This is a genomic window from Halapricum desulfuricans (assembly GCF_017094525.1).
Lineage (GTDB): Archaea > Halobacteriota > Halobacteria > Halobacteriales > Haloarculaceae > Halapricum > Halapricum desulfuricans.
Map to the genome: position 1 here is coordinate 2,576,369 of NZ_CP064788.1, position 24,565 is coordinate 2,600,933.

The window sequence follows — 24,565 nt, forward strand, 5'->3', positions numbered from 1 at the left end:
GGCGGATCGAACTATTCAGTCGCCTCGGCGACCGCCGACTGGACCGCCTCGAGCGGCAGCTCGGCGGCGTCGGCTCCGTCCCACGCGAAACGGATCACACATCGCGAATCCGCGACGACGACCGCCTGGTCGGATCGACTGGTTTGATCGACTCCGTACAGATCGGTGACGTAGCCGCCGCGGTCGTAGAGCACCGGGAACGGCACTCCCTCGGCGAGTCGAGCGAGCGCGTCCTCGTCGGTTCCGATCCCGAAGACGCTGAGCCGATCGACGACCTGCGCCCACTCGACGCCCGCGAGACGCTTCAGGAGCGGCCGAGCCGTCGACTCCACGTCGGAGACGAACGCCACCACGACCGGCCCGGCGTCGGCGGCGGCCGAGAGCATGTACTCCGCGCCGGGGTCGTCGGCCGCCGGAAGGTAGAAATCCGGGGCCGGATCGCCTGCTTCGAGCATACCGTCCCCTCGGGAGGAAGCCGAAAAAGCGTGTGGGATATCGGTGTCCGGTACCACGGGACAGGGTCGGGAAATCCTGAAGACAGCCCCGTCCGACTGTCGAGACATGCCCGGTCCCGTGTTCCTCCGCGGCGAGAGCGTGACGCTGCACCCGCAGGGCGAAGACGACGTCCAGTTCCTCCAGCGACTCATCAACCACCCCGATGTCTGGCCGTCGCTGACGAGCGTCGAGCCGCTGACCGAGGCCGACGAGCGCGAGTGGATCGAAGACACCGACGGCGACAGCGTGGACCTGCTCGTCTGTGCTGACGGCGAGCGCGTCGGAACGATGGGCCTCAACCGGTTCAACGAGACGTGGGGCGTGGCAGAACTGGGCTACATGATCGACCCCGAGGCCCAGGGCAACGGCTACGCCACCGACGCGGCCCGCCGGCTGGTCCGATACGGGTTCGAGGACCGCCGTCTGCACAAGGTCGCGGCGAGAGTCTTCGAGACCAACCCCGCCTCCCAGCGCGTCCTCGAAAAGATCGGGTTCCGGCGGGAGGGCGTCATGCGCGAGCAGGCGTACGTGCGCGGTGAGCGCCTCGACGTGCTCCGGTACGGGCTGCTGGCCGAGGAATTCGAGGCGTGATCGCGGCGCGCCGCGCTGACGCAACTGCTAATGGGCTCGAACGCCCAGACCACGTATGGCCTTTCGCCGGCTGTTGCGTGGACAGATCGACCGCGAGCGACTGGAATCGGTCGCGCGGGCGGTCGCAGAGCGCCACGGACAGTCGGTCGACCGTATCGAAGTGCTGGACGCGGACAACTGGCTGTCGATGCCGTTCGTGCTCGACGACCAGTACTTCGTGAAGGTCGTCTCCCGCCAGCACTCGCTGGTGCACGCGCTGTTGACCACTGGCCGGAACCTCGGGGCGTTCTCGAGCGGCTCCGAGGGGTTTTTCGAGCACTTCTCGACGCCGGCGGAGATGGCCGATCACGAACTGGTCGCGGCACGGAAGATGCACGACCTCGGGATCAACGTCCCCCGGCCGGTCGAGGCGTTCGAACACGACGGACTGGGCGTGGTCGTCATGGAGTATCTCCCCGACTTTACGACGCTGGACGCCGCTCCCGTCGAGGACGTTCGCACCCACGCGGCGTCGCTGTTCGAGTGGCTGACGGCGATGCACGAGGCCGGGTTCGCCCACGGCGATCTCCGGGCGGAGAACGTCCTCCTCTCGCGAGACGAACTGTATTTCATCGACGCGGCGGCCGTCGACGAGCGCCGAATCCACGACGCCCGTGCCTACGACATCGCGTGTGCGCTGGCGGTGCTGGAACCGCTCATCGGGGCGAGCGACGCCGTCGCCGCGGCGGCGACCGTCTGTGACGAGGAGACGCTGCTGGCCGCCGGTGACTTTCTCGATTTCGTCAGCATCCGACCCGACCATCGCTTCGACGCTCGCGCCGTGCACGGCGAACTCGAGAAGGCCGTGGCTCAGGACAGCACACGCAGTCGATCGGAGTAACACGCGAACGCAGTTCTCGTGTCCACGAGAAGCGGAAAGAGGGGGAATAGGGTGGGGGTGGGGGTGGGGGTGTTGGGGTGGCACCCAAAACTGGGTGCACGCGACGGTTGGGGGGCGATGTTGAAGAACTTTGTGGCTGAAATTCTCCAGTTTTCACGGTCGTTAGACATAAACACGCGGGAATAGTAATTCCAAATCGTGACGACGACGGCTCCGACCGACGCGGCGAGCCCGACCGTCCGGCGGGCCGTGCGTGCGGACTTGCTCGCGGTCTTCCGGATCGAGCAGGCGTCGTTTCCACAGCCGTGGCCCTACTCGGCGTTCGAGCAGTTCCTCTCCTCGCCGGCGTTTCTCGTCGCGGAGGTCGGCGGGCCGGACGAACCCGGCCAGTCGGGGATCGTCGGCTATATCGTCGCCGATACGGTCCCGAATCACGGTCAGCCGCTCGGCCACGTCAAGGATCTGGCGGTCCACCCCGACAGACGCGGAGAGGGGGTCGGCACGCTGTTGCTCGGACGGGCGCTCGCCGTCCTCGACGGTCTCGACGTCAGTTCGGTAAAGCTCGAGGTCCGGGTCAACAACAAACGCGCCCGGTCGCTGTACGAGCGCTTTGGATTCCGACACCTGCGGACGGTCCCCAACTACTACGATGACGGCGAGAACGCGCTCGTGCTCGTCCGGAAGGGGCCACCGGAGCACACCGTTCGTTAGTCTTTAGCCTGCCGACGCCGAATCAGAGGTAATGACTGCGCAAGCCGCCGAGTCGCGTGACCTCGCCGTCGTCATCGGGCTGGAGGTCCACGTGCAACTCGAGACGGACACGAAGATCTTCTGTGGCTGTTCGACCGATCCCGCCGAGGAACCAAACACCAACACCTGCCCGGTCTGTCTCGGACTGCCCGGCGCGCTCCCGGTGCTCAACGAGGGGGCGGTCGAGGCCGCCGTCAAGGTCGGCAAGGCCATCGACGCCTCGATCCCCGAGGAGACGGCCTTCCACCGGAAGAACTACTACTACCCCGACCTGCCGAAGAACTTCCAGATCACCCAGTACGACGCCCCGATCTGTCAGGACGGCGTTCTGGAGTTCGGCCACGAGGGCCAGCGCCGGTCGGTGGGGATCCGCCGCGCCCACCTCGAAGAGGACCCCGGCTCGATCAAGCACGTCCGCGAGGGGACCGAGAGCCTGGAGGCCCGGACCTGTTCGATCGACCGGGCCGACTACACGCTGATCGACTACAACCGCGCGGGGACGCCGCTGATGGAGATCGTCACCGAGCCCGACTTCCGCGAGCCCGCGGAGGTGCGGGCGTTCCTCGAGAAACTCGAGGAGGTCCTCGAGTATCTGGGCGTGTTCGATCCGGCTCGTGACGGCAGTCTGCGGATCGACGCGAACCTCTCGGTCGTCGACGCCGACGACGTGGACGAAGACGGCGCGATCGACGAGGACGTGCTGGAGGCGGCAAACCGAACCGAGGTCAAGAACATCTCCAGTCATAAGGGGGCCGAGCAGGCGCTGTCGTTCGAGGCCTCGCGCCAGAGGAAACTGATCGAGTCCGGCCGATCGGTCGAACAGGAGACCCGCCACTTCAACGAGACCCACGGCAACACCGTGGCGATGCGCTCGAAGGAAGAGGAGAAAGACTACCGATATTTCCGGGAGGCCGATCTGCCGCCGCTACAGGTCAGCGGCTGGAAAGACGAAATCGAGATCCCCGAACTGCCCGACGCCCGCCGCGAGCGCTTCCGGGGGGAGTACGATCTCAGCGCGGAGGCGGCCTCGAAGCTCACCTCGACGAAGCAGGTCGCGGACTTCTACGAACGGCTCGCGAGCGAGTACGAGGCCGATCTGGTGGCGACGTGGGTCGCGGACAACCTGCTGGGCGAGCTCAACTACCGCGACATGGACGTGACCGACATCGAGGACCGCCTCGAGGAGGTCGCGACGCTGGTCGGACTGGTGGCCGACGGGGAGATCACCGCCAAGAACGCCCGCGAGACGGTCCTCAGGGGAATGCTCGACGACGGCGACGACCCCGAGACGATCGTCGATCGCGAGGGGCTGGGCAAGACCTCCGGAGACGCAGTCCAGGACGCGGTCGAGGAGGCGATCGAGGAGAACCCCGACGCCGTCGAAGACTACCACAGCGGCGAGGACGGCGCGATCAACTTCCTCGTCGGACAGGTCATGCAAAAGACGGGCGGAAGCGCCGATCCCGGCGAGGTCAACGGGCTGTTGCGCGAGCAACTCGAGGGGTAGTCCGCGCGGGCTGACCGCTCATCTCTCGTTGGAGAATCGTCCAGACGTGTGGTCCCCGCCCCGTCTCCGCTCTCACGGAAATGGCTACTTTTATGGGCCGAATCGACAACTTCCGAATGGTGTCTCCAATGGCAACTGTTGAAGTCGATCAAGACCTTTGCGTTGGCGATCAGATCTGTGCATCGATGGAGCCGGAAATCTTCGAGATGCGCGACGACGGCCTCGCGTACGTCGTCGACGGGATGGGAGAACTCGAGGACGAAGCGATGATCGAGGCGGCGAAGGAGGCGGCCGACGCCTGTCCCGTCGACGCGATCACCGTCAGCGAGTGACGTTCACTCGGCGTTCACGCGACCTGAACGCCGTTCACAGTGGGACCTCGCACGCGTATCGCACGCGCGCCTTGTCCCGCTCGAGTCCGGCGATTTTTCGGCGAAAGACTGATTAGCGGATCGTTGCGTAGGGACGCACAATGAGTGTTCGCGTCCGAGACGGTGATCGACGATGGAGTTGATCATCACCGAGAAAGACAACGCCGCACGGCGAATCGCCGACATCCTCAGCGACGGCGGGGCCGACGCCGAGCGGCGCAACGGCGTCAACGTCTACGGGTGGGGCGGCAAGCGCTGCGTCGGGCTGTCGGGACACGTCGTCGGCGTCGACTTCCCCGGGGAGTACAGCGACTGGCGGGACGTCCAGCCCGTCGAGTTGATCGACGCCGAGGTCGTCAAATCGCCCACCCGGGAGAACATCGTCGCGGCGTTGCGGAGCCTGGCCCGCGAGGCCGACGAGGCCGTCATCGCGACCGACTACGACCGCGAGGGCGAGCTGATCGGCAAGGAAGCGTACGAGCTCATCCGCGCGGAGACCGACGTCCCCATCAAGCGGGTCCGGTTCTCCTCGATCACCGAAACCGAGGTCAAGCAGGCGTTCGCCGAGCCCGACGATCTCGATTTCGATCTGGCCGCCGCGGGCGAGGCACGCCAGATCATCGACCTCATCTGGGGAGCGGCGCTGACGCGCTTTCTCTCGCTGTCCGCCCGGCAGCTGGGCGACGATTTCATCTCCGTCGGTCGCGTGCAGTCCCCGACGCTCAAACTGATCGTCGACCGCGAGCGCGAGATCGAGGCGTTCGATCCCGACGACTACTGGGAGATCGCCGCCGAACTGGCGAAAAACGGCACGAGTTTCGAGGCCCAGTACTTCTACGACGACGACGGCAGTGAAGCAGAGCGCATCTGGGAGGAGAGCGAGGCCGAGTCGGCCTTCGAGCGCCTGCACGAACAGGCGACAGCGACAGTCGAGAGCGTCCGTCGCCGTACCCGGACGGACGCCCCGCCCGCGCCGTTCAACACCACCGCGTTCATTCAGGCCGCCGGCTCGCTGGGCTATTCCGCCCAGCGAGCGATGTCGATCGCCGAGGAGCTGTACACCGCCGGGTACGTCACCTACCCGCGGACGGACAACACGGTCTATCCCGACGACCTCGATCCCGAGGACCTGCTCGAATCGTTCACCGAGACCAGCCCCTTCGGCGAGGACGCGGCGGCGTTGCTGGGCAGCGACGACATCGAGCCGACTCGCGGCGACACCGAGTCGACAGACCACCCGCCGATCCACCCGACGGGGGAGTTCCCCGACCGAAACACCCTCTCCGAGGACGAGTGGGAGGTCTACGAACTGATCGTCCGGCGGTTCTTCGCGACGGTCGCCGAGCCAGCCACCTGGGAACACCTGCGCGTGGTCGCCGACGCCGATGGCCTGCGGCTGAAGGCCAACGGCAAGCGTCTGATCGAAGCCGGCTATCACGAGGTCTATCCCTACTCCAGCGCCAGCGAGACCCACGTCCCCGACGTCCAGGAAGGCGAGCAACTGGCGATCGAGGACGTCGATCTGCAGGCCAAACAGACCCAGCCGCCACGACGGTACGGCCAGTCGCGGCTCGTCTCGAAGATGGAGGAGATGGGCATCGGGACCAAGGCGACTCGCCACGGGACGATCGAGAAGCTATACGATCGCGGCTACATCGACGGCGACCCGCCGCGTCCGACGGCGCTGGCGAAGGCGGTCGTCGACGCCGCGGAGGCGTTCGCAGAGCTGATCGTCAGCGAGGAGATGACCGCCCAGCTGGAAGAAGACATGACCGCCATCGCCAACGGCGAGGCCACCCTCGAAGACGTGACCGACGAGTCCCGGGAGATGCTCGAGCGCGTCTTCGAGGAACTGCACGACTCCCGCGAGGCGGTCGGCGAGCACCTTCAGGAATCGTTAAAGGAAGACCGGACGATCGGCTCCTGCCCGGAGTGTGGATCGGACCTGGTGATTCGGAAGTCCCGCCACGGGTCGTACTTCGTCGGCTGTGACGGCTACCCCGAGTGTGAGTACACGCTCCCGCTGCCCTCGAAGGGCGAGCCGCTGGTCATGGACGAGACCTGCGAGGAACACGACACCCATCACGTCAAGATGCTGGCCGGTAGCGACACGTTCGTCCACGGGTGTCCGCGCTGTCAGGCCGAGGCCGCCGACGAGAACGAAGACCGGATCATCGGGGACTGTCCCGAGTGTGGTGACGAGCACGGCGGCGAACTGGCGATCAAGCACCTCCGCTCCGGATCACGGCTCGTCGGCTGTACCCGCTATCCGGAGTGTGAATACTCGCTGCCGTTGCCCCGCCGCGGCGAGATTGAGGTGCTAGACGAGCGCTGTGAGGAACACGACCTCCCGCATCTGCGTATCCTCGATGGCGATGACGACGATGATCCCTGGGAGTTGGGCTGTCCGGTCTGCAACTACGAGGCGTATCAGGCCCGCAATGCTGTCGAGGACCTCGAGGATCTCGACGGTGTCGGCTCGAAGACTGCGGAGAAACTGTCGGCAGCCGGCGTCGAGTCACCCGCTGATCTGGCCGGAGTCGAACCTGACGCAGTCGCTGAACAGGTCCGAGGCGTGAGCGCCGAGCAGGTTCGCGACTGGCAGGCTGATCTCGAAGCCTGATACTGGTGGCGGTACCGTTTCGAACTGAGCTGGCACGCCGTCGTGCCGGATATCGTTCCGAACGTATCGCCACCAGTATGATAGTGGCTGCTCCCGGTGCCCCTCGACTGGCATGGCGTCTCAGGGATGGGAAATCCTTTTGCTCTCGGTGGCCTCTGAAGCCGATATGGACCTCAGCGAGGAACTGCTGGAGTTGCTCCAGGAGAACGCCCGGTACAGCACCGATGATCTCGCCCGCATGACCGACGCCGATCCCGAAACGGTCGAGGCGGAGATCGAGCGCCTCGAATCGGAAGGGATCATCCGGGGCTATCAGGCCGTCGTCGACTTCGAGGAGACGGAACGCGAGCGCGTCCGGGCGATCGTCGAACTCAACGTCACGCTCGACCGGGAGACGAGCTACGGCGACATCGCCGAACGGATCGTCCAGTTCCCCGAAGTGCAGGAACTGCGGCTGGTCAGCGGCGACTACGACTTCGACATGGAGGTCGAGGGCGACTCGATGCGGGAAGTGAGCCACTTCATCAGCGACAAGATCGCCCCGATCCCCGAGATCACCCAGACGGTGACTCACTATCACATGGACACCTACAAGACACGGGGCATCGTCCTCGGTGACCACGACGAGGACGATCGACTGTCGGTCTCACCATGACGATCGAACCGTCCCAGCGCGTCGAGACCGTCCCGCCGTCGGGGATCCGTCGGTTCTTCGAACTCGCCGAGGAGATGGACGACATCATCTCGCTCGGGGTCGGCGAGCCCGACTTCTCCGCGCCGTGGGCCGCCCGAGAAGCGGCGATCACCTCCCTTGAGCTGGGCAAAACCTCCTACACGGCCAACCGCGGCCGGCGCGAGCTCCGGGAGCTGATCGCCGGGGACGTCGATCGCCGGTACGACCTCGAGTACGACCCCGACGAGGAGGTCCTGGTCACGACTGGCGCGAGCGAGGGCGTCGATCTGGCGCTGCGTGCGGTGATCGACCCCGGAGACACCGTCGCGGTCGTCCAGCCGAGTTACGTCTCCTACGTCCCGGGGGTGATCTTCGCCGGCGGCGAGCCGCTGCCCGTGCCGACGACCCAGGAGACCGATTTCAAGCTCACCACCGACGCGCTGTACGACGCCGGTGTTGAGGGGGCCGACGCGCTGGTGCTCTGCTATCCGAACAACCCGACCGGCGCGACGATGACCGGTTCGGAGCTGGAGCCGATCGCCGAGTTCGCCCGCGAACACGATCTGGTGGTCCTCTCGGACGAGATCTACTCGGAGCTGTCCTACGAGCACGACCACACCTCGATCGCGACGCTGCCGGGCATGCGTGAGCGAACGATCGTGTTCAACGGCTTCTCGAAGGCCTACGCGATGACTGGCCTCCGACTGGGGTACGCACTCGGCCCGCCCGAGGCCATCGGCGCGATGAACCGCATCCACCAGTACACGATGCTGTCGGCCCCGACGACCGCCCAGTATGCCGCGATCGAGGCCTTAGAGAGCTGTGACGACGCCGTCGCCGAGATGCGACGGCAGTACGATCGCCGCCGTCGGCTGGTGCTTTCGCGGTTCGAGGAGATGGGGATCGAGTGTTTCCCCGCGTCCGGGGCCTTTTACGCGTTCCCGGAATCGCCGTGGGACGACGGCGAGGCGTTCGCCGAGGCGCTGCTCGAACAAGAGCACGTCGCGGTCGTCCCCGGAACGGCCTTCGGAGAGGGCGGCGAGGGGCACCTCCGGGTCTCGTACGCGACGGGAATGGACGATCTGAAGGAAGCGCTGGACCGCATCGAGCGCTTTATTTCCTGACACCCGTTGCCATTCAGTGGGGCAATCATGACACTGATCGCGTTTCTGAGCGTCGCACCGGTGATCGAGGGGAGCATGTCCGGCGAGGTCGCGAAGGCCGTCGCCGCGCTGGAGGACTTTTCGGTCAGCTACGAGACGACGCCGATGGGGACGATCATCGAGACCGACGACCCGGACGAGCTGTTCGCAGCCGCACAGGCCGCCCATCAGGCCGTCGACGCCGACCGCGTCGAGACGTTCCTGAAGATCGACGACAAGCGAACCGTCGAACAAGCGGCGGGCGAGAAAGTCGACGCCGTCGAAGAACACCTGGGCCACGAGGCGCGAAGCGACCGGGAGTGACCGATTCGAGGCAGTCAGACGATACCGGCGACGACGATGCCGCCGCCCAGCGCGGTAAACGCCACGCCCAACAGCGTCGCAACGACCGCGACGACGTGCGGCCACCGATCCGTCGAGCGCTCGAGGACGGCCCGGTCGGGCATACTGGACAGCAGCGTCGCGGTGACGGTCTCGCCCTCCTCGAACTCGGCGAGATACGAGTCGACGAGGTCGCGGCTTCCCGACGGCGGCTCGCTTCCCTCGCGGACGATCGTCGAATCGTACGACTCCCCGTCGAAACGGTACCGAAAGCGGACTGTCGGTTCGAAGACGCCCTCATCAGTCTCGGTCGCGCTGACCTCCCGGATCTCGGCCTCGACGGTTCGGGTCTGGCGGCGGCGTCGATAGAGACCGAGCGAGAGGCGGCCGCCGTACTGCAGGACGAGCGCGCCGACGAACAGGAAGGGCAGCCCCGCGAGCGCGAGCAGTTCGACCATATCGCGTTGCACGTGGTCGACCGGAAAGACGTTTATCATGACGGAGGACGTAACACATTAGCCCGCGCCGGCCAACGGAACCGTATGAACGTCATCGTCGCCGGAGCGGACACCGACGAGATCGCCGCCGCGATCGAATCCCAGGGCCACGAGGTCACGGTTCTCGACATCGCGAACCAGTCGGCGCTGGAAGACGCCGGACTCGAGACGGCCGGCGCGCTCGTGTTGACCGAGGTCGCACAGGCGACCGCGATCCCGGTCGCGAAGGAGCTCAACCCCGACCTGCGGACGCTCGTCTACGCGAGCGAGTCGCTGCCGGAGTTCGTCCGCGGACAGGTCGATCTCGCGATCGATCCCGCACTGCTCGACGCCGATACTGTCGCCGAGGAACTCGACGCGTAGCGCAGCGGAATCCGTCCCTGGTCGACCGCACGGCTCGCCCGGACCGAGTTGCGCACTGTTATCCCTGCGCCGGTCGTGACCCCAGATATGTACGAGGTCGAACTGAAGGTCCGAGCGGATCACGGCCGGGTGCGCGAGCGACTCGACGCGCTCGGTGCCGAACGCGTCGGCGGCGTCACACAGGCCGATACCTACTACGACGCCCCGCACAGGGACTTCGCGGCGACCGACGAGGCCTTCCGGCTCCGCGAGGAGACCCGCGACGGTACCGCCGAAACTCGAATCACGTACAAAGGCCCGAAAATCGACGCCGAGTCGAAGACCCGCGAGGAGCTGGAGACGACGGTCGGCGACGCCGAAGTGGCCCGCGAACTCGTCGAGTCGCTCGGGTTCGAACCGGTCGCGACCGTCCGCAAGAACCGCGAGTACTTTTCGCTCTCCGGGTTCACCGTCACGCTCGACGCGGTCGAGGGCGTCGGGGAGTTCGTCGAGGTCGAAACCGACGTCGAGACCGAGCCCGAGATCGAATCGGCCCGCGAGTCGGCCGCCGAACTGCTCGACGACCTCGGGCTCGACATCGACGACCAGTTGCGGATCTCGTATCTCGAGCTCCTGCTCGCCGACGCGACGGATACCCACGAGTAATCACTCCTGCGCGAAAAGTTTCCGTAAGTTATAGAGCCACGGGTTGCCAAGACCGGACAATGAGCCAGCGGAACATCCGCGTGCAGCCGACGGAAGACAGAGCGGTCGAAGACCAGGACGTGGAGATCGTCGAGCGGAAGGGGATCGGTCATCCCGACTCGATCTGTGACGGCGTCGCCGAGAGTGTCTCGCGGGCGCTCGCACAGGCGTATCTCGACCGATACGGCACGGTATTGCACTACAACACCGACGAGACACAGCTGGTCGCCGGGACGGCCGCGCCCGCCTTCGGCGGCGGTGAAGTTCTCGATCCGATCTATCTGCTCGTGGTCGGCCGCGCGACCAAGACCTACGACGGCCGGCGCTTCCCCGCCGAGTCGATCGCGCTGGAGGCCGCCCGGACGTATCTCGACGAGACGTTCCCGAGTCTGGACGTCGGGACGGACGTGATCGTCGACGTCAAACTCGGTGAAGGGAGCGGCGACCTGCAGGAGGTCTTCGGCGAGGACGGCGCGGTCCCGATGGCCAACGACACCTCCTACGGGGTCGGTCACGCGCCGCTGACCGAGACCGAGCGGATCGTGTTGAACACCGAGCGAAAACTCAACGGACCCTACAGCGACGACAACCCGGCGGTCGGTCAGGACATCAAGGTCATGGGCAAACGCGAGGGCGATCACATCGACGTCACGGTCGCCGTCGCGGTCATCGACGACTACGTCGAGAGCATGAGCGAGTACCGCGAGACGATCGAGGGCGTCCGCGAGTACGTCAGTGACCTCGCGAGCGAGTACACCGACCGGTCGGTCGACGTCTACGTCAACACCGCCGACAACTACGACGAGGGCGCGATCTACCTCACGACGACCGGAACCAGCGCCGAACAGGGCGACGACGGGTCGGTCGGCAGGGGCAACCGCGCCAACGGCCTCATCACCCCGAACCGCCCGATGAGCATGGAGGCCACCTCCGGGAAGAACCCCGTCAACCACATCGGGAAGATCTACAACCTCCTCTCGACCGAGATCGCCCAGTCGGTATCCGATCGGGTCGACGGTATCCGGGAAGTACAGATCCGCCTGCTCAGTCAGATCGGCCAGCCGATCGACAAGCCACACGTCGCCGACGCGCAACTGGTCACCGAAGACGGCGTCTCGGTCGCCGACGTCGAATCCGAGGTCGAGGCGACCATCGACGACGAACTCTCGGACATCACCGACGTCACCGAGGCCGTTATCGAGGGCGACATATCGACATTCTGACGAGCGGGTCGCCTGACGCACGTCGTATTCCGTTCTGTGAGCTGTAGTCGAGGCGATGTCGAAGGCTGTTTATCCGCCAGTGGAATAGCCGCGGGTATGCACCCGCCGGATGCCGGGACCGTCCTCGTCCGCCACGGGGAACTCGGCGTCAAGAGCGATCAGGTCCGCATCAAGATGGAGCGCCAGCTTCAGGGCCATATCGATGCCCTGCTCGAGGACCGCTCGATTCCCGGGCGGGTCAGGACAGAGCGAAACCGCCTCTACGTCGAGACCGAGCCCGAACACGTCGAAGACGCGACCGCGGCGGCGACCGACGCCTTCGGCGTCGTCTCGGCGAGCCCGGCGGTCCGGGTCGAGCCCGAACTGGATACGATCCTCGCGGCAATGAAACGGGGGGCCGAGCGAGAGTACGACGGCGGCGCGTTCGCAGTGCGCGCCCGTCGAGCGGGCCCCGCCGACGCCCACCCGTTTTCCAGTACCGACCTCGAACGCGAGGGCGGCGCGGCCGTCGGCGAGGCTATCGAAGCACTGGGCGGGGACGTGGTCGTCGACCTCGACGATCCGGACTTCACCGTCTTCGTCGAGTGTCGCCCCGAGAAGGCGTTCGTCTTCCTCGAGAAACGTGACGGGCCGGGCGGGCTCCCGCTGGGGAGTCAACGCCCGCTGGTCGCGCTGGTCAGCGGCGGTCACGACTCGCCGGTGGCGGCCTGGGAGGCGATGCGCCGCGGCAGCCCGATCGTCCCCCTGTACGTCGATCTCGGGGCGTTCGGCGGTGCGGACCATCGGGCACGGGCCGTCGCGACCGCCGACCGGCTGGCCGAACTGGCTCCACAGTACGACATGCGGCTCCGGGTAGCTTCGGCGGCGGATCTGGTCGCCGATCTGATGGCGACCGTCGAGGCGACGCGGATGCTCTCGCTCCGCCGGGCAATGCTCGCGGTCGCCGAGCAGGTGGCCGACGACCGCGACGCCGTCGGGATCGTCACCGGTGAGTCGATCGGCCAGAAGTCCAGCCAGACGACCGCGAACCTCGCCGCCACCGACGCCGCGACCGACCTGCCGGTCCACCGGCCGCTGGTGACGACCGACAAGACCGACATCTTAGAGCAGGCGCGGGAACTGGGCACCTACGAGGACACCTCGATCCCGGCCGGCTGCAACCGAGTTGCGCCCGAGCATCCCGAGACGAACGCGACTGTCGAGGCCGTCGAGGCGGCCGAACCCGACGATCTCTTCGAGCGGGCGCGAGCGATCGCCGACGAGCGGACGATCGTCGATCGGGGATAACACGCGCGTCGGCTCCCTGACGAGCGAAATCGCTTTCCCGCAGGCCGGCCTGGATCGAGACGATGACGCGGGTCTGCCTGCTCGGCGCGGAGGACGTCAATCTCGAGTACGAACTGCTCAGCCACGAGACCTCCCGCAACGCGCTGGCGACCTACGACCTCCGGGAACCGTACGACAACTCCGTCGCGCTCGAAACCGTCAGCCTCGGTGCGGCGGTCGCGCTGTTGAACGACCTCAACTGGTATCTCGTCCGCTTCGTCGAGGACGTCCTCGTGTTCGAGCCCAGCGTCTCCGGGTCGGAGTGGCTCTCCCGTGACGCGGCGACCGCCGTCCGCGACGACGAACTCGCGCCCGAGGAGACCGACCGCTACCTGAAGATCTACGGCGTCGTCGAGCCCGAGACGGACGCGCTCGACGACCAGTCAGAGTCCGCCGAGGAACCCGACACGGACGGGAACGCCGGTCAGGACCGTTCGCCACGGCTGGTCGAGCCGATGTTCGTCACGCGAACGGGACCCAACCTGCCCGAGTACGACCTCCGGGACGTCGATAAGACGCTCGTCGTCCGCGTCACCGAGTCCGAGTTCGGGGCGTGACCAGGTTACAGAAATCCCACGACGTCAGTCGCGTGGAGGACGTCAACGGTGCCACTCGTCGATCCGCTCGACGCCCTCGATCGAGAGGATCAGATCCGATCCGAATGCGCTCGCCGGCGTCTGATATCCGTCCGGCGCGTCGCCCGCGAGGGTGCGCTCGACGGCCTCGAGCGCGGCGAGTGTCGTCGTCCGGTAGACGTTCGGCGTGCGCAGCCGCGACACGCGCGTCGCGTCGCCGTCACTGACTTCGCCCCACAGCGTCGCCGTCGTCTCGGCACGCGTCTCGGCATCGGGGCCGTCGACGAGCCGATCGACGACGCTCTCGAGCAGCCCCTGGACCGGGTCCAGCGCGAGGAGGGGAGCGAGATACCGCTGATAGCGGAGCAAGCGCGCCGCGACCGGCGGGACCGCGAGGTAACAGTCGACGTCCGGGATCCCCGTCGTGTGATAGGCCGTCGAGACGTCGCCGAGCGGGACTGTCGTCGCCGGGACCGACCCCTCCCCGAAGTCGATCTCGCGGGTCTCGTGGCCGACCGGAACGGCTTCGAGACGACCGTCCCGGCGGACGAGCCCGGGCTCACCGAGGCCGGCGATCGCCGTCTTCAGCGTCCCCCGGGAGAACCCGCCCGCGGGCTGATAGCCGATCGACAGCGACTCGGCTCCGGGGAGTCGCTCCGCGAGGTGAGCAGCCAGACAGTCCGAGGGAACGACGTCGAACCCGACGCCCGGGAGAAGCGTGAGCCCCGCCCGCCGAGCGCGGTCGTCGAACCCCCGGATCGACTCGAAGACCTCGATCTCGCCCGTGATGTCGAGATAGTGGGTGTCGCTGTCGAGACAGGCCGCCACCAGCGGTTCATGGGTGTCGACGAACGGGCCGGCGCAGTTGAGCACGAGATCCACGTCGTCAAGTTGCTGTGCCAGTGCCGGTCCCGACAGCGCGAACGCGCGCGCCTCGCAGTCGAGTTCCGCGGCGAGTGCGTCGACGCTCTCCCGGGACCGGCCGGCGAGGATCGGGTCGAGACCGCGGTCGACGGCCTCGCGAGCGATCAGCTCCCCGGTGTAGCCGTACGCGCCGTAGATGAGCCACGTCATGGGCTTCGTTCGGTCCAACACCCCCTGAATGTTGTGTCGCGTTCACTCGGCACACCGGACGAGTGCCCCGGCGTTCGATCCGGCTCACTCGATCGTGAACGCCGGCTCGCTGATGGACTCGCTTTTACATTCGGGGCAGCGACTCGGGCGGTTGATCAGGTCGTCGAACGCCTCGAACCCACACTCCCGGCAGGTCGGCGGCGCGACCAGCAGTTGCTCGTCGCTCTCCTCGAGCGATTTAGCGACGTGCTCGACGTGATCCAGTGCGACGCTCGTCTGCACGTCGAACTCGGTGGCGATCTCGCCGGCCGCCAGCGCCTCCTCGCGTAGCCTGTCGGCGATCCGCTGTCGCGTCGTCCGACTCGCCTCGCGCATATCTGCTCTTGGTCGCAGACGAACATAAATGACGTACATCTTCCCGGTGGACAGAGCGAGCATACACGCTGTCGTCCTCGCGGGCGGGTACGCGACGCGACTGTGGCCGATCACCAAGAACCGGCCGAAGATGTTCCTCCCGGTCGGTGAGACGACCGAGGAAGACGAGAAGTTCGGCGTCGTCGGCGCGCTCGCACAGCTGGCCGAACGCGAGGGGATCGACGGCGAACTCCGCGATTCGATCATCGACCGGGACACCCACCCCGAGAATCTCGACCGCAGTGGTGCGCTCATCGGCGCGCACACCAAGATCGCAAACGGCGAGTGAGAGACGGGCGCTTGTGCCGTCCTCCCGCACTTTCACTTTCACCCCGGGGATGGCTCGCCTTCACTACCTCTCGGCGCGTAGCCAGGGATATGTTGAACGAGCTCACGAGCACGTGCGAACACTGTGACCGGGAACTCGACGACGAGCACTGCATGCTGGTCTACGAGACCGATGCCGGCCAGCGCCGGGCCTACGAGTGTGACTGCGGCGCAGTGACGATCACTGTCCATCGGTAGCTGTTCGGCTCGTTTTCGCGGTAGTTCACAGATTTAAGGCAGTTGATACCCAAACGACGGGCATGGGAATCATTTCACGCGCCTCGTACATCATCAGATCGAAGGTCAACAGCCTTCTCAACCGGGCTGAGGACCCCAGCGAGACGCTCGATTACTCTTACGAACAGCTCCGAGACCAGTTGCAGGACGTCAAACAGGGGATCGCCGATCTCACGACCCAGAAGAAACGCCTCGAGATCCAGAAGCGTCGCCTCGAGGAGAACGTCGGGAAGCACAACGAGCAGGCCCGCGAAGCGGTCAGACAGGACCGAGAGGATCTGGCCCGGAAGGCCCTCGAGAAGAAAAAGCAGAAGATGAGTCAGATCGAGCAACTGGAGACACAGATCAGCGACCTCCAGCAACAGCAGGACCGGCTCGTCGAACAGAAAAACACGCTACAGAGCCGCATCGAGGAGTTCCGGACGAAAAAGGAAACGATGAAGGCCCGGTACGAGGCGGCCGAGGCCTCTTCGAAAGTCAGCGAGGCGATGACAGGGGCCGGCGACGAGTTCGAGGACGTCGGCCGGGCGATCGAACGGGCCGAGGAGCGAACCGAGGACATGGAGGCGCGGGCCCAGGCGATGGACGAACTCCAGGAGACCGGCGCGTTCGAGGACGTCCTCTCCGACAAGGACCAGGTCGATCGGGAGCTGGAGCAGCTGGGCACCGACAGCGAGGTCGACGCCGAACTGGAGACGCTGAAATCCGAGATGGGCGACGCCGAGGCCGAGACTGAGTCGGCCGAAGCGACGTCCGGATCACCGGAGGAGACCGGCGACAGGGACACAGCCGACCTCGAAGACGTCGATACGGCCGACCTCGACGATGTCCAGTCGGAAATCGACAAGTCGGAAGTCGAATCCGAACTCGAAGATATCAAGCAGGAAGAGACCGAGTCGAGTTGATGACCCGCCGGGACGAGCTACAGACGTGACCGGCTGAGAGACGCGAGCGCCCAGGGGGATTCGCGCGGAACGTTCACATACAACTATGACGTGGGAGATCCAAGGACCGGATGATGTACGACCACATCCTCGTGCCGACCGACGGAAGCAAGGGGACCACGAAGTCGATCGATCACGCGAGCACGATCGCCCGGAACAACGACGCGACCGTCCACGTCCTGTACGTGATCGACGAGCGCCTCTACCGGGCCGCCTCGAAAGACGCCAAAGAGGAAGTCATCGCGTCGCTCAAGGAGGAAGGCGAGCACGCGATCGACGACGCCGTCGCCCGACTCGAAGACGACGGCGTGGAGATCGTCACCGAGCAGTTGCGCGGGATCCCCTACAAGTCGATCCTGGGATACGCCGGCGAGGAACCGATCGACATGATCGTGATGGGGACACACGGCCGGACCGGACGCGATCGGATCGCGACGCTGGGGAGCGTCACCGAACGGGTCGTCAAGAACGCCGACGCTCCGGTGCTCGTGGTCAACATCGACAGTGAGTAGCGGTGATCCACAAGCGTTTTCTCCCGGCGACACGGCCGCTTCAGTAATGACCGGCTACACTGCGACGGTGACAGTGCGGCTCAAGAGCGGGGTACTCGATCCCGAGGCCGAGACGACCCAGCAGGCCCTGGAACGGCTCGGGTTCGAACTCGAGGAGCTGCGGTCGGCCGACCGCTTCGAACTCGATCTCGACGCCGCGTCGGCGGCTGACGCCCGCGAGCGCGCGACGGAGATGGCCGAGCGACTGCTCGCCAACCCGACGATCCACGACTACGAGGTCGGCGTGGCGGAACGATGATGCGAACACCGACCGGAACGAACGGGGGGTCTCGATGACGGTCGCCGTGGTCCAGTTCGGCGGGAGCAACTGCGATCGGGACACCGTGCAGGCGCTGGAGGCGCTTGAGATCGATGCCGAGCGCGTCTGGCACGAGGACTCGCTCCCGGAAGACACCGATGGGATCGTCCTGCCGGGTGGCTTCTCGTACGGTGACTACCTCCGTGCCGGGGCGATGGCCGCCCACTCGCCGATCATGGACGAGGTCAAGGAGGCGGCCGAGGGGGGGACGCCCGTGCTCGGGATCTGCAACGGGGCACAGGTCGGCTGTGAGGCCTCGCTGACGCCCGGCGCGTTCACCACAAACGAGAGCGCGCGCTTCCAGTGTGAACACGTCCACGTCAGCGTCGAGAACGCCGACACGCCCTGGACCCGACAGTTCGAGGAGGGAGAAGTGATCGAACTCCCGATAGCGCACGGCGAGGGGCGGTTCGAGATCGAGGACGATCGACTGGCGGCGCTGGAAGACGACGGCCGCGTGCTCTTTCGGTATTGCGAGGCCGACGGGACCGTCACGCCCGAGGCCAACCCCAACGGGTCGAAACACAGCGTCGCGGGCGTCACAGGCGAGGCCGGCGATAACGTGGCCGTGTTGATGCCCCACCCCGAGCGGGCGACGCTTCCCGACATCGGTGTCACGGACGGTCAGGGCGTCCTCGAAGGCTTCCGGACGGACTAGCGGCGCTTCGCCTTCGGAGTGTCCCGCGAAAACGGCCCGTGAGGACCGAGTGTACCATGGCGAGCCGATCGCAACGACCGACCGCCACGCGCACCGAGTAGCCGAGCGATTTTGAGTGCTACGGATCGTGCGATATTGGCCTGATGTCGACTCGCCGCTGTACAAAGGGGAGCGGGGCCATGGAGCGTGTGACAGTGGTCCGAGGCCCCGTATTCTCTTCTAGTGCCTCCGGACATATGAACGTCAGCCACCCGGAGTGAAAGTGAAACTGCGGGACTGCGTCCCTGTGGCCGGCACGACCCCGATCAGCGTCGATCTGCCGGGCGAACGGTTTCGAGGAGCGCCCGGCGCTTGATGAGGAAGAAGCCGGTGAAGATCGCGACGAACCCGCCGAGCGTCGAGAGCGCGATCGCCTGCCCCAGCACGAGCCAGGAGAGGCCGTTCGCGACGACCGGTTCGGCGTAGCCGACGAGGTTGATCTCGGTCGGACCGAGCCGATCCAGCAGACGGAAGTACAGCGCGTAGGCGAACGCGCCCGAGACGACGCCGAGATAGACGAGCGCGGCGACAGTTGAGGGCGTCACCGACGCGGCCGAGAGCGCTTCGCCGCGAAGCGGGCTCGCGAGATGCAGGAAGGCGGCCCCGACGAGCATCGCCCAGGCCTGGACGGTCGACAGCGGGAGGTCGACGTCGATCGGCCGGGACGCGACGGCCCCGAAGGCGAAGCTCACCGATCCGAGCAGGACGATCCCGACCCCGATGGTGTTCGTGTCCAGCAGGGCATTCGGGTCGGGGTCGGCGACGAGGACGACCCCGACGAGCGCCGCCAGAAAGCCAAGCGCCCCGATTCGGCTGGGCGGCTCCTCGATACCGAGCGTCGTCGCGAACCCCGCCGTCAGGACGGGGCCGAAGCTGATGACGATCGACGCGACGGCCCCGGAGACATGGTCGATCCCGATGTAGATCAACGCGTTGTACGCGCCGAACATGAAAAACCCGAGGAACGCGACCAGCGTCCACTCCCAGCGTGATCGCGGTCGCCAGCGGTCGGTCCTGCTTGCCGCATACCCGAGAACGAGCAGGCCCGCGACGTCGTAACGCATCGCCGCGAACAACACCGGCGGGAGATCCCGAAGCCCGATGTCGATCGCGACGAACGAGCCACCCCAGAGTAGCGAAAGCAATACGAACAACAACCCGGTCGTTGGCATCGAACGCCAACGTCTCGCCGAATACATGGATATGTTTCCAACTACTGCCGGCCACTACTTAACTATTTCTTTGATTTTACCCCACTTATCAGAACTCGTACCCACATACAGAAGTTAATTTGTATTTTTATTTAATAATATTCTCTATTTTGGATTCTATACGACTTGGGTGATCGGGGCGGTCGGATACCCGAGATTGATAGGGTCGAGCGCCGAACGGGGAGACGAGATGGACGAGCGCGACATCCGCATCCTGAAAGCGATCGCGGATCTGGGGACGGGGAGCCCGGACAGACTGCACGAGGAGACGGACATCCCGGTTTCGACGATCCACTACCGGCTGCAGAACCTCCGCGAAGAGGGGATCATCGAGAACGACCTCTACGACTTCGACCTCTCGGAACTGGGACTTGACGTCACCGTCATCGTCGAGGTGCTGTCGGATTACAGCGACGATCACGACGTCGTCCTCGAGAAACTGGGCGATATCGAGGGCGTGACGCAGGTGTTCTCGACGATGGGCGAGACGGACTTCATCGTCATCGCCCGGTTGCCCGGGAGCGACGCCGTCGAGCGACTCATCCGGGACTTCGAGATGATCGATGAGGTCGACCGGACGAACTCGACGTACGTGATCTCGACCGATCGGGAGTTCACCCGCGGTATCGAGAGCTACAGTCTGGAGACGCTGGTCGAGACACTCGCCGAAGAGTGATGCTGGTGGCTATTCGAGTTGCACGTTGTCCAGGACACCGGCAGCGCCGGTCTCCCAGATGATGCTGAACCCGACCGCGACCAGTCCGGTCCCGTCGTGGTCGACGTCGTACTCGTAGGTCTTCCAGCCTTCGTGGTCCCACAGCGAGTGGTCTCGGTTGAAGTCCGTCTCCACGAGTCCGTCTTCGGGGACCGGCCCGGTGTAGGTCGCGACCTGCAGGACGGTGGTGAACGAGTTCTGTTCGCTGTAACCGTCGACTTTCAGCGTCGAGACCTCCGAGAGGTCGACTTCCTGCTGGACCCAGACCGTCCCGTCGTCGGCGCTCCCGTCGATGAAGATCTCGATGCCCTGCTGGCCGTCCGAGGCGCGGTCGGCCGTCGTGACGCTCGCGTCGACCTTCTGACCGGGGTTGCCCGGCTCGTCAGGCAGATCGGTATCGACGTACCACCTCTCGAGCCCGTACTCGAAACTGCCGTCGACGAGTTCATCCGACGGCGTCGACGTGTCGGTCGGGTCGTCGTCGGACGGTTCGTCGTCACCGGAGCAGCCGGCCAGCAACGCGGCGACCGAGGCTGTTCCGGCGAGGAAGTATCGTCGTTTCACACCCGTACCGACGACCGAGACGGTAAAAGTCGTCAGGAGCGCTCAAATGGCCGTTTGACCGGCGACGCGATCACGGGACGAGCTGCTCGCCGTCGTCGTCGTAGACGGTGATGGCGTCGACCGGACAGGTCCGGGCGGCGAACTTCGCGTCGAGTTCGGCGTCCTCGGGCACCGCACGGACGAACACGCCCCCGTCTTCCTCGCTGTCGGTCAGCACGGCCTTGCCGGCGTCCTCGTCGCGCTCGAAGGCGTCCCACTCCTCGACGCACTGGAACATCCCGATACAGGTGTCGTAATCGTACTCGATGCGCATACGTCTCCTTCGCCCCCGGGGATCAAAGCACTGGCGACAGTACGACAGTTTAAACCCGGCGACGACCCAACCACGTCCCAATGGACGTTGCGGAGATCCCTGCGGTCCCGGAGTGGCTCCCCGAGCACCTGCAGGCAGCGGGTATCGAATCCCTCTATCCCCCGCAGGCAGAAGCCGTCGAGGCCGGCGTCACCGAGGGCGAGAATCTGGTCGCGTCGATCCCGACGGCCAGCGGCAAGACCCTGATCGCGGAACTGGCGATGCTCGCGAGCGTCGCCCGCGGCGGGAAGGCCCTCTACATCGTCCCGCTGCGGGCGCTGGCCAGCGAGAAACACGCCGAGTTCGAGCAGTTCGAACAGTACGGCCTCGACGTGGGCGTCTCGACGGGCAACTACGAGTCCGAGGGCGGGTGGCTCGCGGGCAAAGACGTCATCGTCGCGACCAGCGAGAAGGTCGACTCGCTGGTGCGAAACGGCGCGCCGTGGCTCGAGGAGTTGACCTGCGTCGTCGCCGACGAGGTGCATCTGGTCGACGACGGCGAGCGCGGCCCGACGCTTGAGGTGACGCTGGCGAAGCTCCGTCGGATCACCGCCGACCTCCAGACGGTCGCGCTGTCGGCGACCATCGGCAACGCCGGGCAGCTGGCCGACTGGCTCGACGCCGAACTGCTCGACTCCGACTGGCGGCCGATCGACCTCAAGAAGGGCGTCCACTACGGGCAGGCGCTCCACCTGGAGGACGGCAGCCAGCGCGAGTTGCGCGTCCGCGACGGCGAGAAGCAGACGGCCGCGATCGTCCGGGATACGCTCGAACCCGACCGCGACGAGGACGGGACGATACGCGAGGACGGCGGGTCGTCGCTGGTGTTCGTCAACTCCCGGCGCAACGCCGAGGCGGCGGCCGGTCGGCTCGCCGGCGTCGTCGAGGAGTTCCTCGACGCCGAGGAGCGCGAGGCGCTTGCCGACGTGGCGGCGGAGATCCGGGACGTCAGCGACACCGAGACCAGCGACGACCTGGCCGACGCGGTCGAGGGGGGCGCGGCCTTCCACCACGCGGGCCTCTCGCGGGGTCACCGCGAACTCGTCGAGGACGCGTTCCGCGATCGGCTGATCAAGGTCGTCAGCGCGACGCCGACGCTGGCGGCGGGCGTCAACACGCCCTCTCGTCGGGTGATCGTCCGGGACTGGCGGCGCTACGACGGGACCGCCGGCGGGATGACCCCGCTGTCGGTGCTGGAGGTCCACCAGATGATGGGGCGTGCCGGCCGTCCCGGGCGGGACCCCTACGGCGAGGCGGTGTTGACCGCAAGCAGTCACGACGAACTCGACGAGCTGTTCGAACGGTACGTCTGGGCCGAACCCGAACCCGTCCGGTCGAAACTGGCCGCCGAGCCGGCCCTTCGCACCCACGTCCTCGCGACCGTCGCCTCGGGATTCGCGAGCACGCGCGAGGGGCTGCTGGAGTTTCTGGAGGCGACGCTGTACGCGACCCAGACCGACGGGCGGGACCGCCTGGAGGAGGTGACCGATGAGGTGATCGCGTATCTCGAACGGAACGGCTTTCTCACGCGCGATGAGGGGCTCACCGCGACGAACCTCGGACACACGGTCTCGCGGCTGTATCTCGACCCGATGAGCGCGGCGGAGATTATCGACGGGCTGGAAGCTGCCGACGACCGGCCCACGGTGCTGGGCCTCTATCAGCTGGTCGCCCGGACGCCGGACATGTACGAACTGTATCTCCGTTCCGGCGAGGACGAGGAGTACACCATGCTGGCCTACGAGCGCGAGGAGGAGTTCCTCGGACCGATGCCCAGCGAGTTCGAGGACGAGCGCTTCGACGACTGGCTCTCGGCGCTGAAGACCGCTCGACTGCTCGAGGACTGGGCGAGCGAACTCGACGAGGACGAGATCACCGACCGGTACGGGATCGGGCCGGGAGACATCCGCGGGAAGGTCGAGGCCGCCTCGTGGCTGCTCGGGGCCGCCGAGTCGCTGGGGGGCGAACTCGGTCTGGAGTGGACGCCAGCGATCCGACAGGCCCGGACCCGGGTCGAGGACGGCGTCAGGGAGGAGTTGCTCGATCTGGTCAGCGTCCGTGGCGTGGGGCGCAAGCGCGCCCGGCGACTCTACGACGCCGGGATCGATGACCGCGCGGCGCTGCGCGAGGCCGACAAGTCGGCCGTGCTGGCCGCACTGCGGGGACGGCGTTCGACCGCCGAGACGATCCTGGAGAACGTCGGGCATCGCGATCCCTCGATGGACGGCGTCGAACCCGACCCGGAGGCCGCACCGACCGACGGCGGCTCGACCGACAGCGACGCCTCGTCGGCCGGGACGAAGACGGACGATCAGGCGAGTCTGGGTGATTTCTGATGGAGGTACTGGAGGCGACGGTCACCGTCGACGACCTCGATGCGTTCGTCGCGCGACTCGGCGAGATCGGCGACGAGCACGGCGTGGCCGTCCAGGCACTTGACGCTCGCTACGTGATCGATAGGGAACATCTCCAGCGGGCGGTCGAACTGGCCGACCGGGCCTTCGAACGCGGAGAGAACATCGCCGACGAACGGTCCGTGGAGGTCCTGCTGTATGCGGCCGCCACGCGACAGATCAGCCGCGCGCTTGAGCTGGGTGTCGAGACCGGCGGGTGTCCGGCGGTGATCGTCGTCCACGATTCGGGTGCGTCGGACGGTGTGGACTCACAGGGCGACGAAACAGCCGCCATCGAGGCCGTGCGAGCCCTTTCGGCAGTCCAGACGGAGGCGACGCTCGGTAATTACGATGAGCGACGGGTCAGAGAGTGGTTCGAGATCACCGACCCCGAACTCGCGACGGGCGCGGACCTGTCGGCGCTGGTCCGCGAGCGGGTCGCGTTGCTCGTCGTGGAGAAGTGAAGAAGCGCGGACGACCGTGCCACAGCCGCGCCCCGACTGGCACCTGACCGGAAACTGATTTTTTGTTGAGTGTAGTTTATGCAATTCTACTCTATCCACTCTACCGGCGGAGATGTCAATAGAAGCGGAAAATACAGGATTTAGCCGTTGATGTTCGGAAACCCGTCTTACCGCTGACGACCCGGTTATGACTCAATACGTATAAATGTTGCACTGAAATCCCACAGATGCAGAATCTAGAATGGTTGATTATACGGGACC

General features: G+C 66.0%; 29 protein-coding genes and 1 pseudogene. 23 read left to right on the plus strand and 7 right to left on the minus strand.

Annotated elements, in window-relative coordinates:
* Positions 1-11: 11 nt before the first annotated feature.
* Complete coding sequence (locus tag HSR122_RS13150) at positions 12-455, minus strand: redoxin family protein (protein WP_229110260.1); 444 nt, start codon at positions 453-455, stop codon at positions 12-14.
* Positions 456-561: 106 nt separating this feature from the next.
* Between HSR122_RS13150 and HSR122_RS13155 the strand changes: the two genes are divergently transcribed.
* The 9 genes from HSR122_RS13155 to HSR122_RS13195 all read left to right on the plus strand — a co-directional run bounded on the left by HSR122_RS13155 (position 562) and on the right by HSR122_RS13195 (position 9,356).
* Positions 562-1,086 carry a GNAT family N-acetyltransferase gene (locus HSR122_RS13155; protein WP_229110261.1) on the plus strand — a complete coding sequence of 175 codons (525 nt, stop codon included), beginning with the start codon at positions 562-564 and terminating at the stop codon, positions 1,084-1,086.
* Between the two features lie 55 nt (positions 1,087-1,141).
* Positions 1,142-1,966 (plus strand): RIO1 family regulatory kinase/ATPase domain-containing protein, encoded by an 825-nt coding sequence (locus tag HSR122_RS13160; RefSeq protein WP_229110262.1) that lies wholly within the window; start codon positions 1,142-1,144, stop codon positions 1,964-1,966.
* Positions 1,967-2,164: 198 nt separating this feature from the next.
* The gene (gene rimI, locus HSR122_RS13165; protein WP_229110263.1) at positions 2,165-2,677 is read left to right on the plus strand and encodes a ribosomal protein S18-alanine N-acetyltransferase; all 513 of its coding nucleotides are present in this window, start codon (positions 2,165-2,167) and stop codon (positions 2,675-2,677) included.
* Positions 2,678-2,708: 31 nt separating this feature from the next.
* Entirely contained in the window at positions 2,709-4,223 is a 1,515-nt protein-coding gene (gatB, locus tag HSR122_RS13170) for an Asp-tRNA(Asn)/Glu-tRNA(Gln) amidotransferase subunit GatB (protein ID WP_229110264.1), read from the plus strand.
* Positions 4,224-4,351: 128 nt separating this feature from the next.
* Positions 4,352-4,555: a ferredoxin gene (locus HSR122_RS13175; protein ID WP_267491090.1), complete on the plus strand. Its 204-nt coding sequence runs from the start codon at positions 4,352-4,354 to the stop codon at positions 4,553-4,555.
* Between the two features lie 172 nt (positions 4,556-4,727).
* Positions 4,728-7,217 (plus strand): DNA topoisomerase I, encoded by a 2,490-nt coding sequence (locus tag HSR122_RS13180; RefSeq protein WP_229110266.1) that lies wholly within the window; start codon positions 4,728-4,730, stop codon positions 7,215-7,217.
* 166 nt (positions 7,218-7,383) lie between these two features.
* Positions 7,384-7,872: an Lrp/AsnC family transcriptional regulator gene (locus tag HSR122_RS13185; RefSeq protein ID WP_229110267.1), complete on the plus strand. Its 489-nt coding sequence runs from the start codon at positions 7,384-7,386 to the stop codon at positions 7,870-7,872.
* Positions 7,869-9,014 carry a pyridoxal phosphate-dependent aminotransferase gene (locus tag HSR122_RS13190; protein WP_229110268.1) on the plus strand — a complete coding sequence of 382 codons (1,146 nt, stop codon included), beginning with the start codon at positions 7,869-7,871 and terminating at the stop codon, positions 9,012-9,014. Before HSR122_RS13185 ends, HSR122_RS13190 begins: the two co-directional genes overlap by 4 nt.
* Positions 9,015-9,041: 27 nt before the next feature.
* On the plus strand, positions 9,042-9,356 hold the full coding sequence (locus HSR122_RS13195) for an MTH1187 family thiamine-binding protein (RefSeq protein WP_229110269.1): 315 nt from the start codon (positions 9,042-9,044) through the stop codon (positions 9,354-9,356).
* Positions 9,357-9,370: 14 nt separating this feature from the next.
* On the opposite strand, the gene HSR122_RS13200 is transcribed toward HSR122_RS13195, so the two are convergent.
* Positions 9,371-9,832, minus strand: a complete 462-nt coding sequence (locus HSR122_RS13200; protein WP_229110270.1) for a DUF3592 domain-containing protein — start codon at positions 9,830-9,832, stop codon at positions 9,371-9,373.
* A gap of 84 nt (positions 9,833-9,916) precedes the next feature.
* Between HSR122_RS13200 and HSR122_RS13205 the strand changes: the two genes are divergently transcribed.
* From HSR122_RS13205 to HSR122_RS13225, 5 genes are all read left to right on the plus strand, one after another.
* A complete protein-coding gene (locus HSR122_RS13205; protein WP_229110271.1) occupies positions 9,917-10,234 on the plus strand; it encodes a DUF7126 family protein in 318 nt (105 codons plus the stop codon).
* 87 nt (positions 10,235-10,321) lie between these two features.
* Positions 10,322-10,879: a class IV adenylate cyclase gene (cyaB, locus tag HSR122_RS13210; RefSeq protein ID WP_229110272.1), complete on the plus strand. Its 558-nt coding sequence runs from the start codon at positions 10,322-10,324 to the stop codon at positions 10,877-10,879.
* Positions 10,880-10,938: 59 nt separating this feature from the next.
* A complete protein-coding gene (locus HSR122_RS13215; protein ID WP_229110273.1) occupies positions 10,939-12,141 on the plus strand; it encodes a methionine adenosyltransferase in 1,203 nt (400 codons plus the stop codon).
* A 96-nt stretch (positions 12,142-12,237) separates the two neighbouring features.
* The gene (locus tag HSR122_RS13220; RefSeq protein WP_229110274.1) at positions 12,238-13,428 is read left to right on the plus strand and encodes a tRNA sulfurtransferase; all 1,191 of its coding nucleotides are present in this window, start codon (positions 12,238-12,240) and stop codon (positions 13,426-13,428) included.
* Positions 13,429-13,490: 62 nt separating this feature from the next.
* Positions 13,491-14,024 carry a DUF5804 family protein gene (locus HSR122_RS13225; RefSeq protein WP_229110275.1) on the plus strand — a complete coding sequence of 178 codons (534 nt, stop codon included), beginning with the start codon at positions 13,491-13,493 and terminating at the stop codon, positions 14,022-14,024.
* A gap of 42 nt (positions 14,025-14,066) precedes the next feature.
* Here the strand turns inward: HSR122_RS13225 and HSR122_RS13230 are convergent, their stop codons facing one another.
* Together HSR122_RS13230 and HSR122_RS13235 are read right to left on the minus strand one after the other, a co-directional pair.
* Entirely contained in the window at positions 14,067-15,116 is a 1,050-nt protein-coding gene (locus tag HSR122_RS13230) for a saccharopine dehydrogenase family protein (RefSeq protein WP_229110276.1), read from the minus strand.
* Between the two features lie 84 nt (positions 15,117-15,200).
* Positions 15,201-15,491, minus strand: coding sequence for a transcriptional regulator (locus HSR122_RS13235; RefSeq protein WP_229110277.1), 291 nt, complete (start codon positions 15,489-15,491; stop codon positions 15,201-15,203).
* Positions 15,492-15,552: 61 nt separating this feature from the next.
* Here HSR122_RS13235 and HSR122_RS13240 point away from each other — a divergent pair.
* The 6 genes and pseudogenes from HSR122_RS13240 to purQ all read left to right on the plus strand — a co-directional run.
* A pseudogene (locus tag HSR122_RS13240) lies at positions 15,553-15,723 on the plus strand (sugar phosphate nucleotidyltransferase); the annotation flags it as partial.
* 185 nt (positions 15,724-15,908) lie between these two features.
* Positions 15,909-16,055, plus strand: coding sequence for a hypothetical protein (locus tag HSR122_RS13245; protein ID WP_229110278.1), 147 nt, complete (start codon positions 15,909-15,911; stop codon positions 16,053-16,055).
* 62 nt (positions 16,056-16,117) lie between these two features.
* Positions 16,118-16,999, plus strand: coding sequence for a PspA/IM30 family protein (locus HSR122_RS13250; protein WP_229110279.1), 882 nt, complete (start codon positions 16,118-16,120; stop codon positions 16,997-16,999).
* Between the two features lie 113 nt (positions 17,000-17,112).
* Complete coding sequence (locus HSR122_RS13255; protein ID WP_229110280.1) at positions 17,113-17,550, plus strand: universal stress protein; 438 nt, start codon at positions 17,113-17,115, stop codon at positions 17,548-17,550.
* 46 nt (positions 17,551-17,596) lie between these two features.
* Positions 17,597-17,848 carry a phosphoribosylformylglycinamidine synthase subunit PurS gene (purS, locus tag HSR122_RS13260; protein ID WP_229110281.1) on the plus strand — a complete coding sequence of 84 codons (252 nt, stop codon included), beginning with the start codon at positions 17,597-17,599 and terminating at the stop codon, positions 17,846-17,848.
* Positions 17,849-17,882: 34 nt separating this feature from the next.
* Complete coding sequence (gene purQ, locus HSR122_RS13265; protein WP_229110282.1) at positions 17,883-18,566, plus strand: phosphoribosylformylglycinamidine synthase I; 684 nt, start codon at positions 17,883-17,885, stop codon at positions 18,564-18,566.
* A gap of 305 nt (positions 18,567-18,871) precedes the next feature.
* On the opposite strand, the gene HSR122_RS13270 is transcribed toward purQ, so the two are convergent.
* The gene (locus HSR122_RS13270) at positions 18,872-19,777 is read right to left on the minus strand and encodes a DMT family transporter (protein WP_229110283.1); all 906 of its coding nucleotides are present in this window, start codon (positions 19,775-19,777) and stop codon (positions 18,872-18,874) included.
* Between the two features lie 229 nt (positions 19,778-20,006).
* On the opposite strand from HSR122_RS13270, the gene HSR122_RS13275 reads away from it, so the two are divergent.
* The gene (locus HSR122_RS13275) at positions 20,007-20,492 is read left to right on the plus strand and encodes an Lrp/AsnC family transcriptional regulator (protein ID WP_229110284.1); all 486 of its coding nucleotides are present in this window, start codon (positions 20,007-20,009) and stop codon (positions 20,490-20,492) included.
* Positions 20,493-20,501: 9 nt separating this feature from the next.
* On the opposite strand, the gene HSR122_RS13280 is transcribed toward HSR122_RS13275, so the two are convergent.
* Both HSR122_RS13280 and HSR122_RS13285 read right to left on the minus strand, forming a co-directional pair.
* The gene (locus HSR122_RS13280) at positions 20,502-21,095 is read right to left on the minus strand and encodes a hypothetical protein (protein ID WP_229110285.1); all 594 of its coding nucleotides are present in this window, start codon (positions 21,093-21,095) and stop codon (positions 20,502-20,504) included.
* A gap of 70 nt (positions 21,096-21,165) precedes the next feature.
* Positions 21,166-21,408, minus strand: coding sequence for a ferredoxin (locus HSR122_RS13285; protein ID WP_229110286.1), 243 nt, complete (start codon positions 21,406-21,408; stop codon positions 21,166-21,168).
* A gap of 80 nt (positions 21,409-21,488) precedes the next feature.
* Here HSR122_RS13285 and HSR122_RS13290 point away from each other — a divergent pair, with 80 nt between their 5' ends.
* Complete coding sequence (locus tag HSR122_RS13290) at positions 21,489-23,783, plus strand: ATP-dependent DNA helicase (RefSeq protein WP_229110287.1); 2,295 nt, start codon at positions 21,489-21,491, stop codon at positions 23,781-23,783.
* On the plus strand, positions 23,783-24,304 hold the full coding sequence (gene cgi121, locus HSR122_RS13295) for a KEOPS complex subunit Cgi121 (RefSeq protein WP_229110288.1): 522 nt from the start codon (positions 23,783-23,785) through the stop codon (positions 24,302-24,304). Before HSR122_RS13290 ends, cgi121 begins: the two co-directional genes overlap by 1 nt.
* Positions 24,305-24,565: the final 261 nt, after the last annotated feature.

Coding starts and splice junctions, on each gene's coding strand:
- cyaB (WP_229110272.1), top strand. CDS start 10,322: ATGTACGAGGTCGAACTGAAGGTCCGAGCGGATCACGGCCGGGTGCGC.
- HSR122_RS13205 (WP_229110271.1), top strand. CDS start 9,917: ATGAACGTCATCGTCGCCGGAGCGGACACCGACGAGATCGCCGCCGCG.
- HSR122_RS13285 (WP_229110286.1), bottom strand. CDS start 21,408: ATGCGCATCGAGTACGATTACGACACCTGTATCGGGATGTTCCAGTGC.
- HSR122_RS13160 (WP_229110262.1), top strand. CDS start 1,142: ATGGCCTTTCGCCGGCTGTTGCGTGGACAGATCGACCGCGAGCGACTG.
- HSR122_RS13235 (WP_229110277.1), bottom strand. CDS start 15,491: ATGCGCGAGGCGAGTCGGACGACGCGACAGCGGATCGCCGACAGGCTA.
- purS (WP_229110281.1), top strand. CDS start 17,597: ATGACCGGCTACACTGCGACGGTGACAGTGCGGCTCAAGAGCGGGGTA.
- HSR122_RS13185 (WP_229110267.1), top strand. CDS start 7,384: ATGGACCTCAGCGAGGAACTGCTGGAGTTGCTCCAGGAGAACGCCCGG.
- gatB (WP_229110264.1), top strand. CDS start 2,709: ATGACTGCGCAAGCCGCCGAGTCGCGTGACCTCGCCGTCGTCATCGGG.
- HSR122_RS13215 (WP_229110273.1), top strand. CDS start 10,939: ATGAGCCAGCGGAACATCCGCGTGCAGCCGACGGAAGACAGAGCGGTC.
- HSR122_RS13200 (WP_229110270.1), bottom strand. CDS start 9,832: ATGGTCGAACTGCTCGCGCTCGCGGGGCTGCCCTTCCTGTTCGTCGGC.
- cgi121 (WP_229110288.1), top strand. CDS start 23,783: ATGGAGGTACTGGAGGCGACGGTCACCGTCGACGACCTCGATGCGTTC.
- HSR122_RS13180 (WP_229110266.1), top strand. CDS start 4,728: ATGGAGTTGATCATCACCGAGAAAGACAACGCCGCACGGCGAATCGCC.
- HSR122_RS13270 (WP_229110283.1), bottom strand. CDS start 19,777: ATGCCAACGACCGGGTTGTTGTTCGTATTGCTTTCGCTACTCTGGGGT.
- HSR122_RS13230 (WP_229110276.1), bottom strand. CDS start 15,116: ATGACGTGGCTCATCTACGGCGCGTACGGCTACACCGGGGAGCTGATC.
- HSR122_RS13150 (WP_229110260.1), bottom strand. CDS start 455: ATGCTCGAAGCAGGCGATCCGGCCCCGGATTTCTACCTTCCGGCGGCC.
- HSR122_RS13195 (WP_229110269.1), top strand. CDS start 9,042: ATGACACTGATCGCGTTTCTGAGCGTCGCACCGGTGATCGAGGGGAGC.
- HSR122_RS13245 (WP_229110278.1), top strand. CDS start 15,909: ATGTTGAACGAGCTCACGAGCACGTGCGAACACTGTGACCGGGAACTC.
- HSR122_RS13155 (WP_229110261.1), top strand. CDS start 562: ATGCCCGGTCCCGTGTTCCTCCGCGGCGAGAGCGTGACGCTGCACCCG.
- HSR122_RS13175 (WP_267491090.1), top strand. CDS start 4,352: ATGGCAACTGTTGAAGTCGATCAAGACCTTTGCGTTGGCGATCAGATC.
- purQ (WP_229110282.1), top strand. CDS start 17,883: ATGACGGTCGCCGTGGTCCAGTTCGGCGGGAGCAACTGCGATCGGGAC.
- HSR122_RS13275 (WP_229110284.1), top strand. CDS start 20,007: ATGGACGAGCGCGACATCCGCATCCTGAAAGCGATCGCGGATCTGGGG.
- HSR122_RS13190 (WP_229110268.1), top strand. CDS start 7,869: ATGACGATCGAACCGTCCCAGCGCGTCGAGACCGTCCCGCCGTCGGGG.
- HSR122_RS13220 (WP_229110274.1), top strand. CDS start 12,238: ATGCACCCGCCGGATGCCGGGACCGTCCTCGTCCGCCACGGGGAACTC.
- HSR122_RS13255 (WP_229110280.1), top strand. CDS start 17,113: ATGTACGACCACATCCTCGTGCCGACCGACGGAAGCAAGGGGACCACG.
- HSR122_RS13290 (WP_229110287.1), top strand. CDS start 21,489: ATGGACGTTGCGGAGATCCCTGCGGTCCCGGAGTGGCTCCCCGAGCAC.
- HSR122_RS13225 (WP_229110275.1), top strand. CDS start 13,491: ATGACGCGGGTCTGCCTGCTCGGCGCGGAGGACGTCAATCTCGAGTAC.
- HSR122_RS13250 (WP_229110279.1), top strand. CDS start 16,118: ATGGGAATCATTTCACGCGCCTCGTACATCATCAGATCGAAGGTCAAC.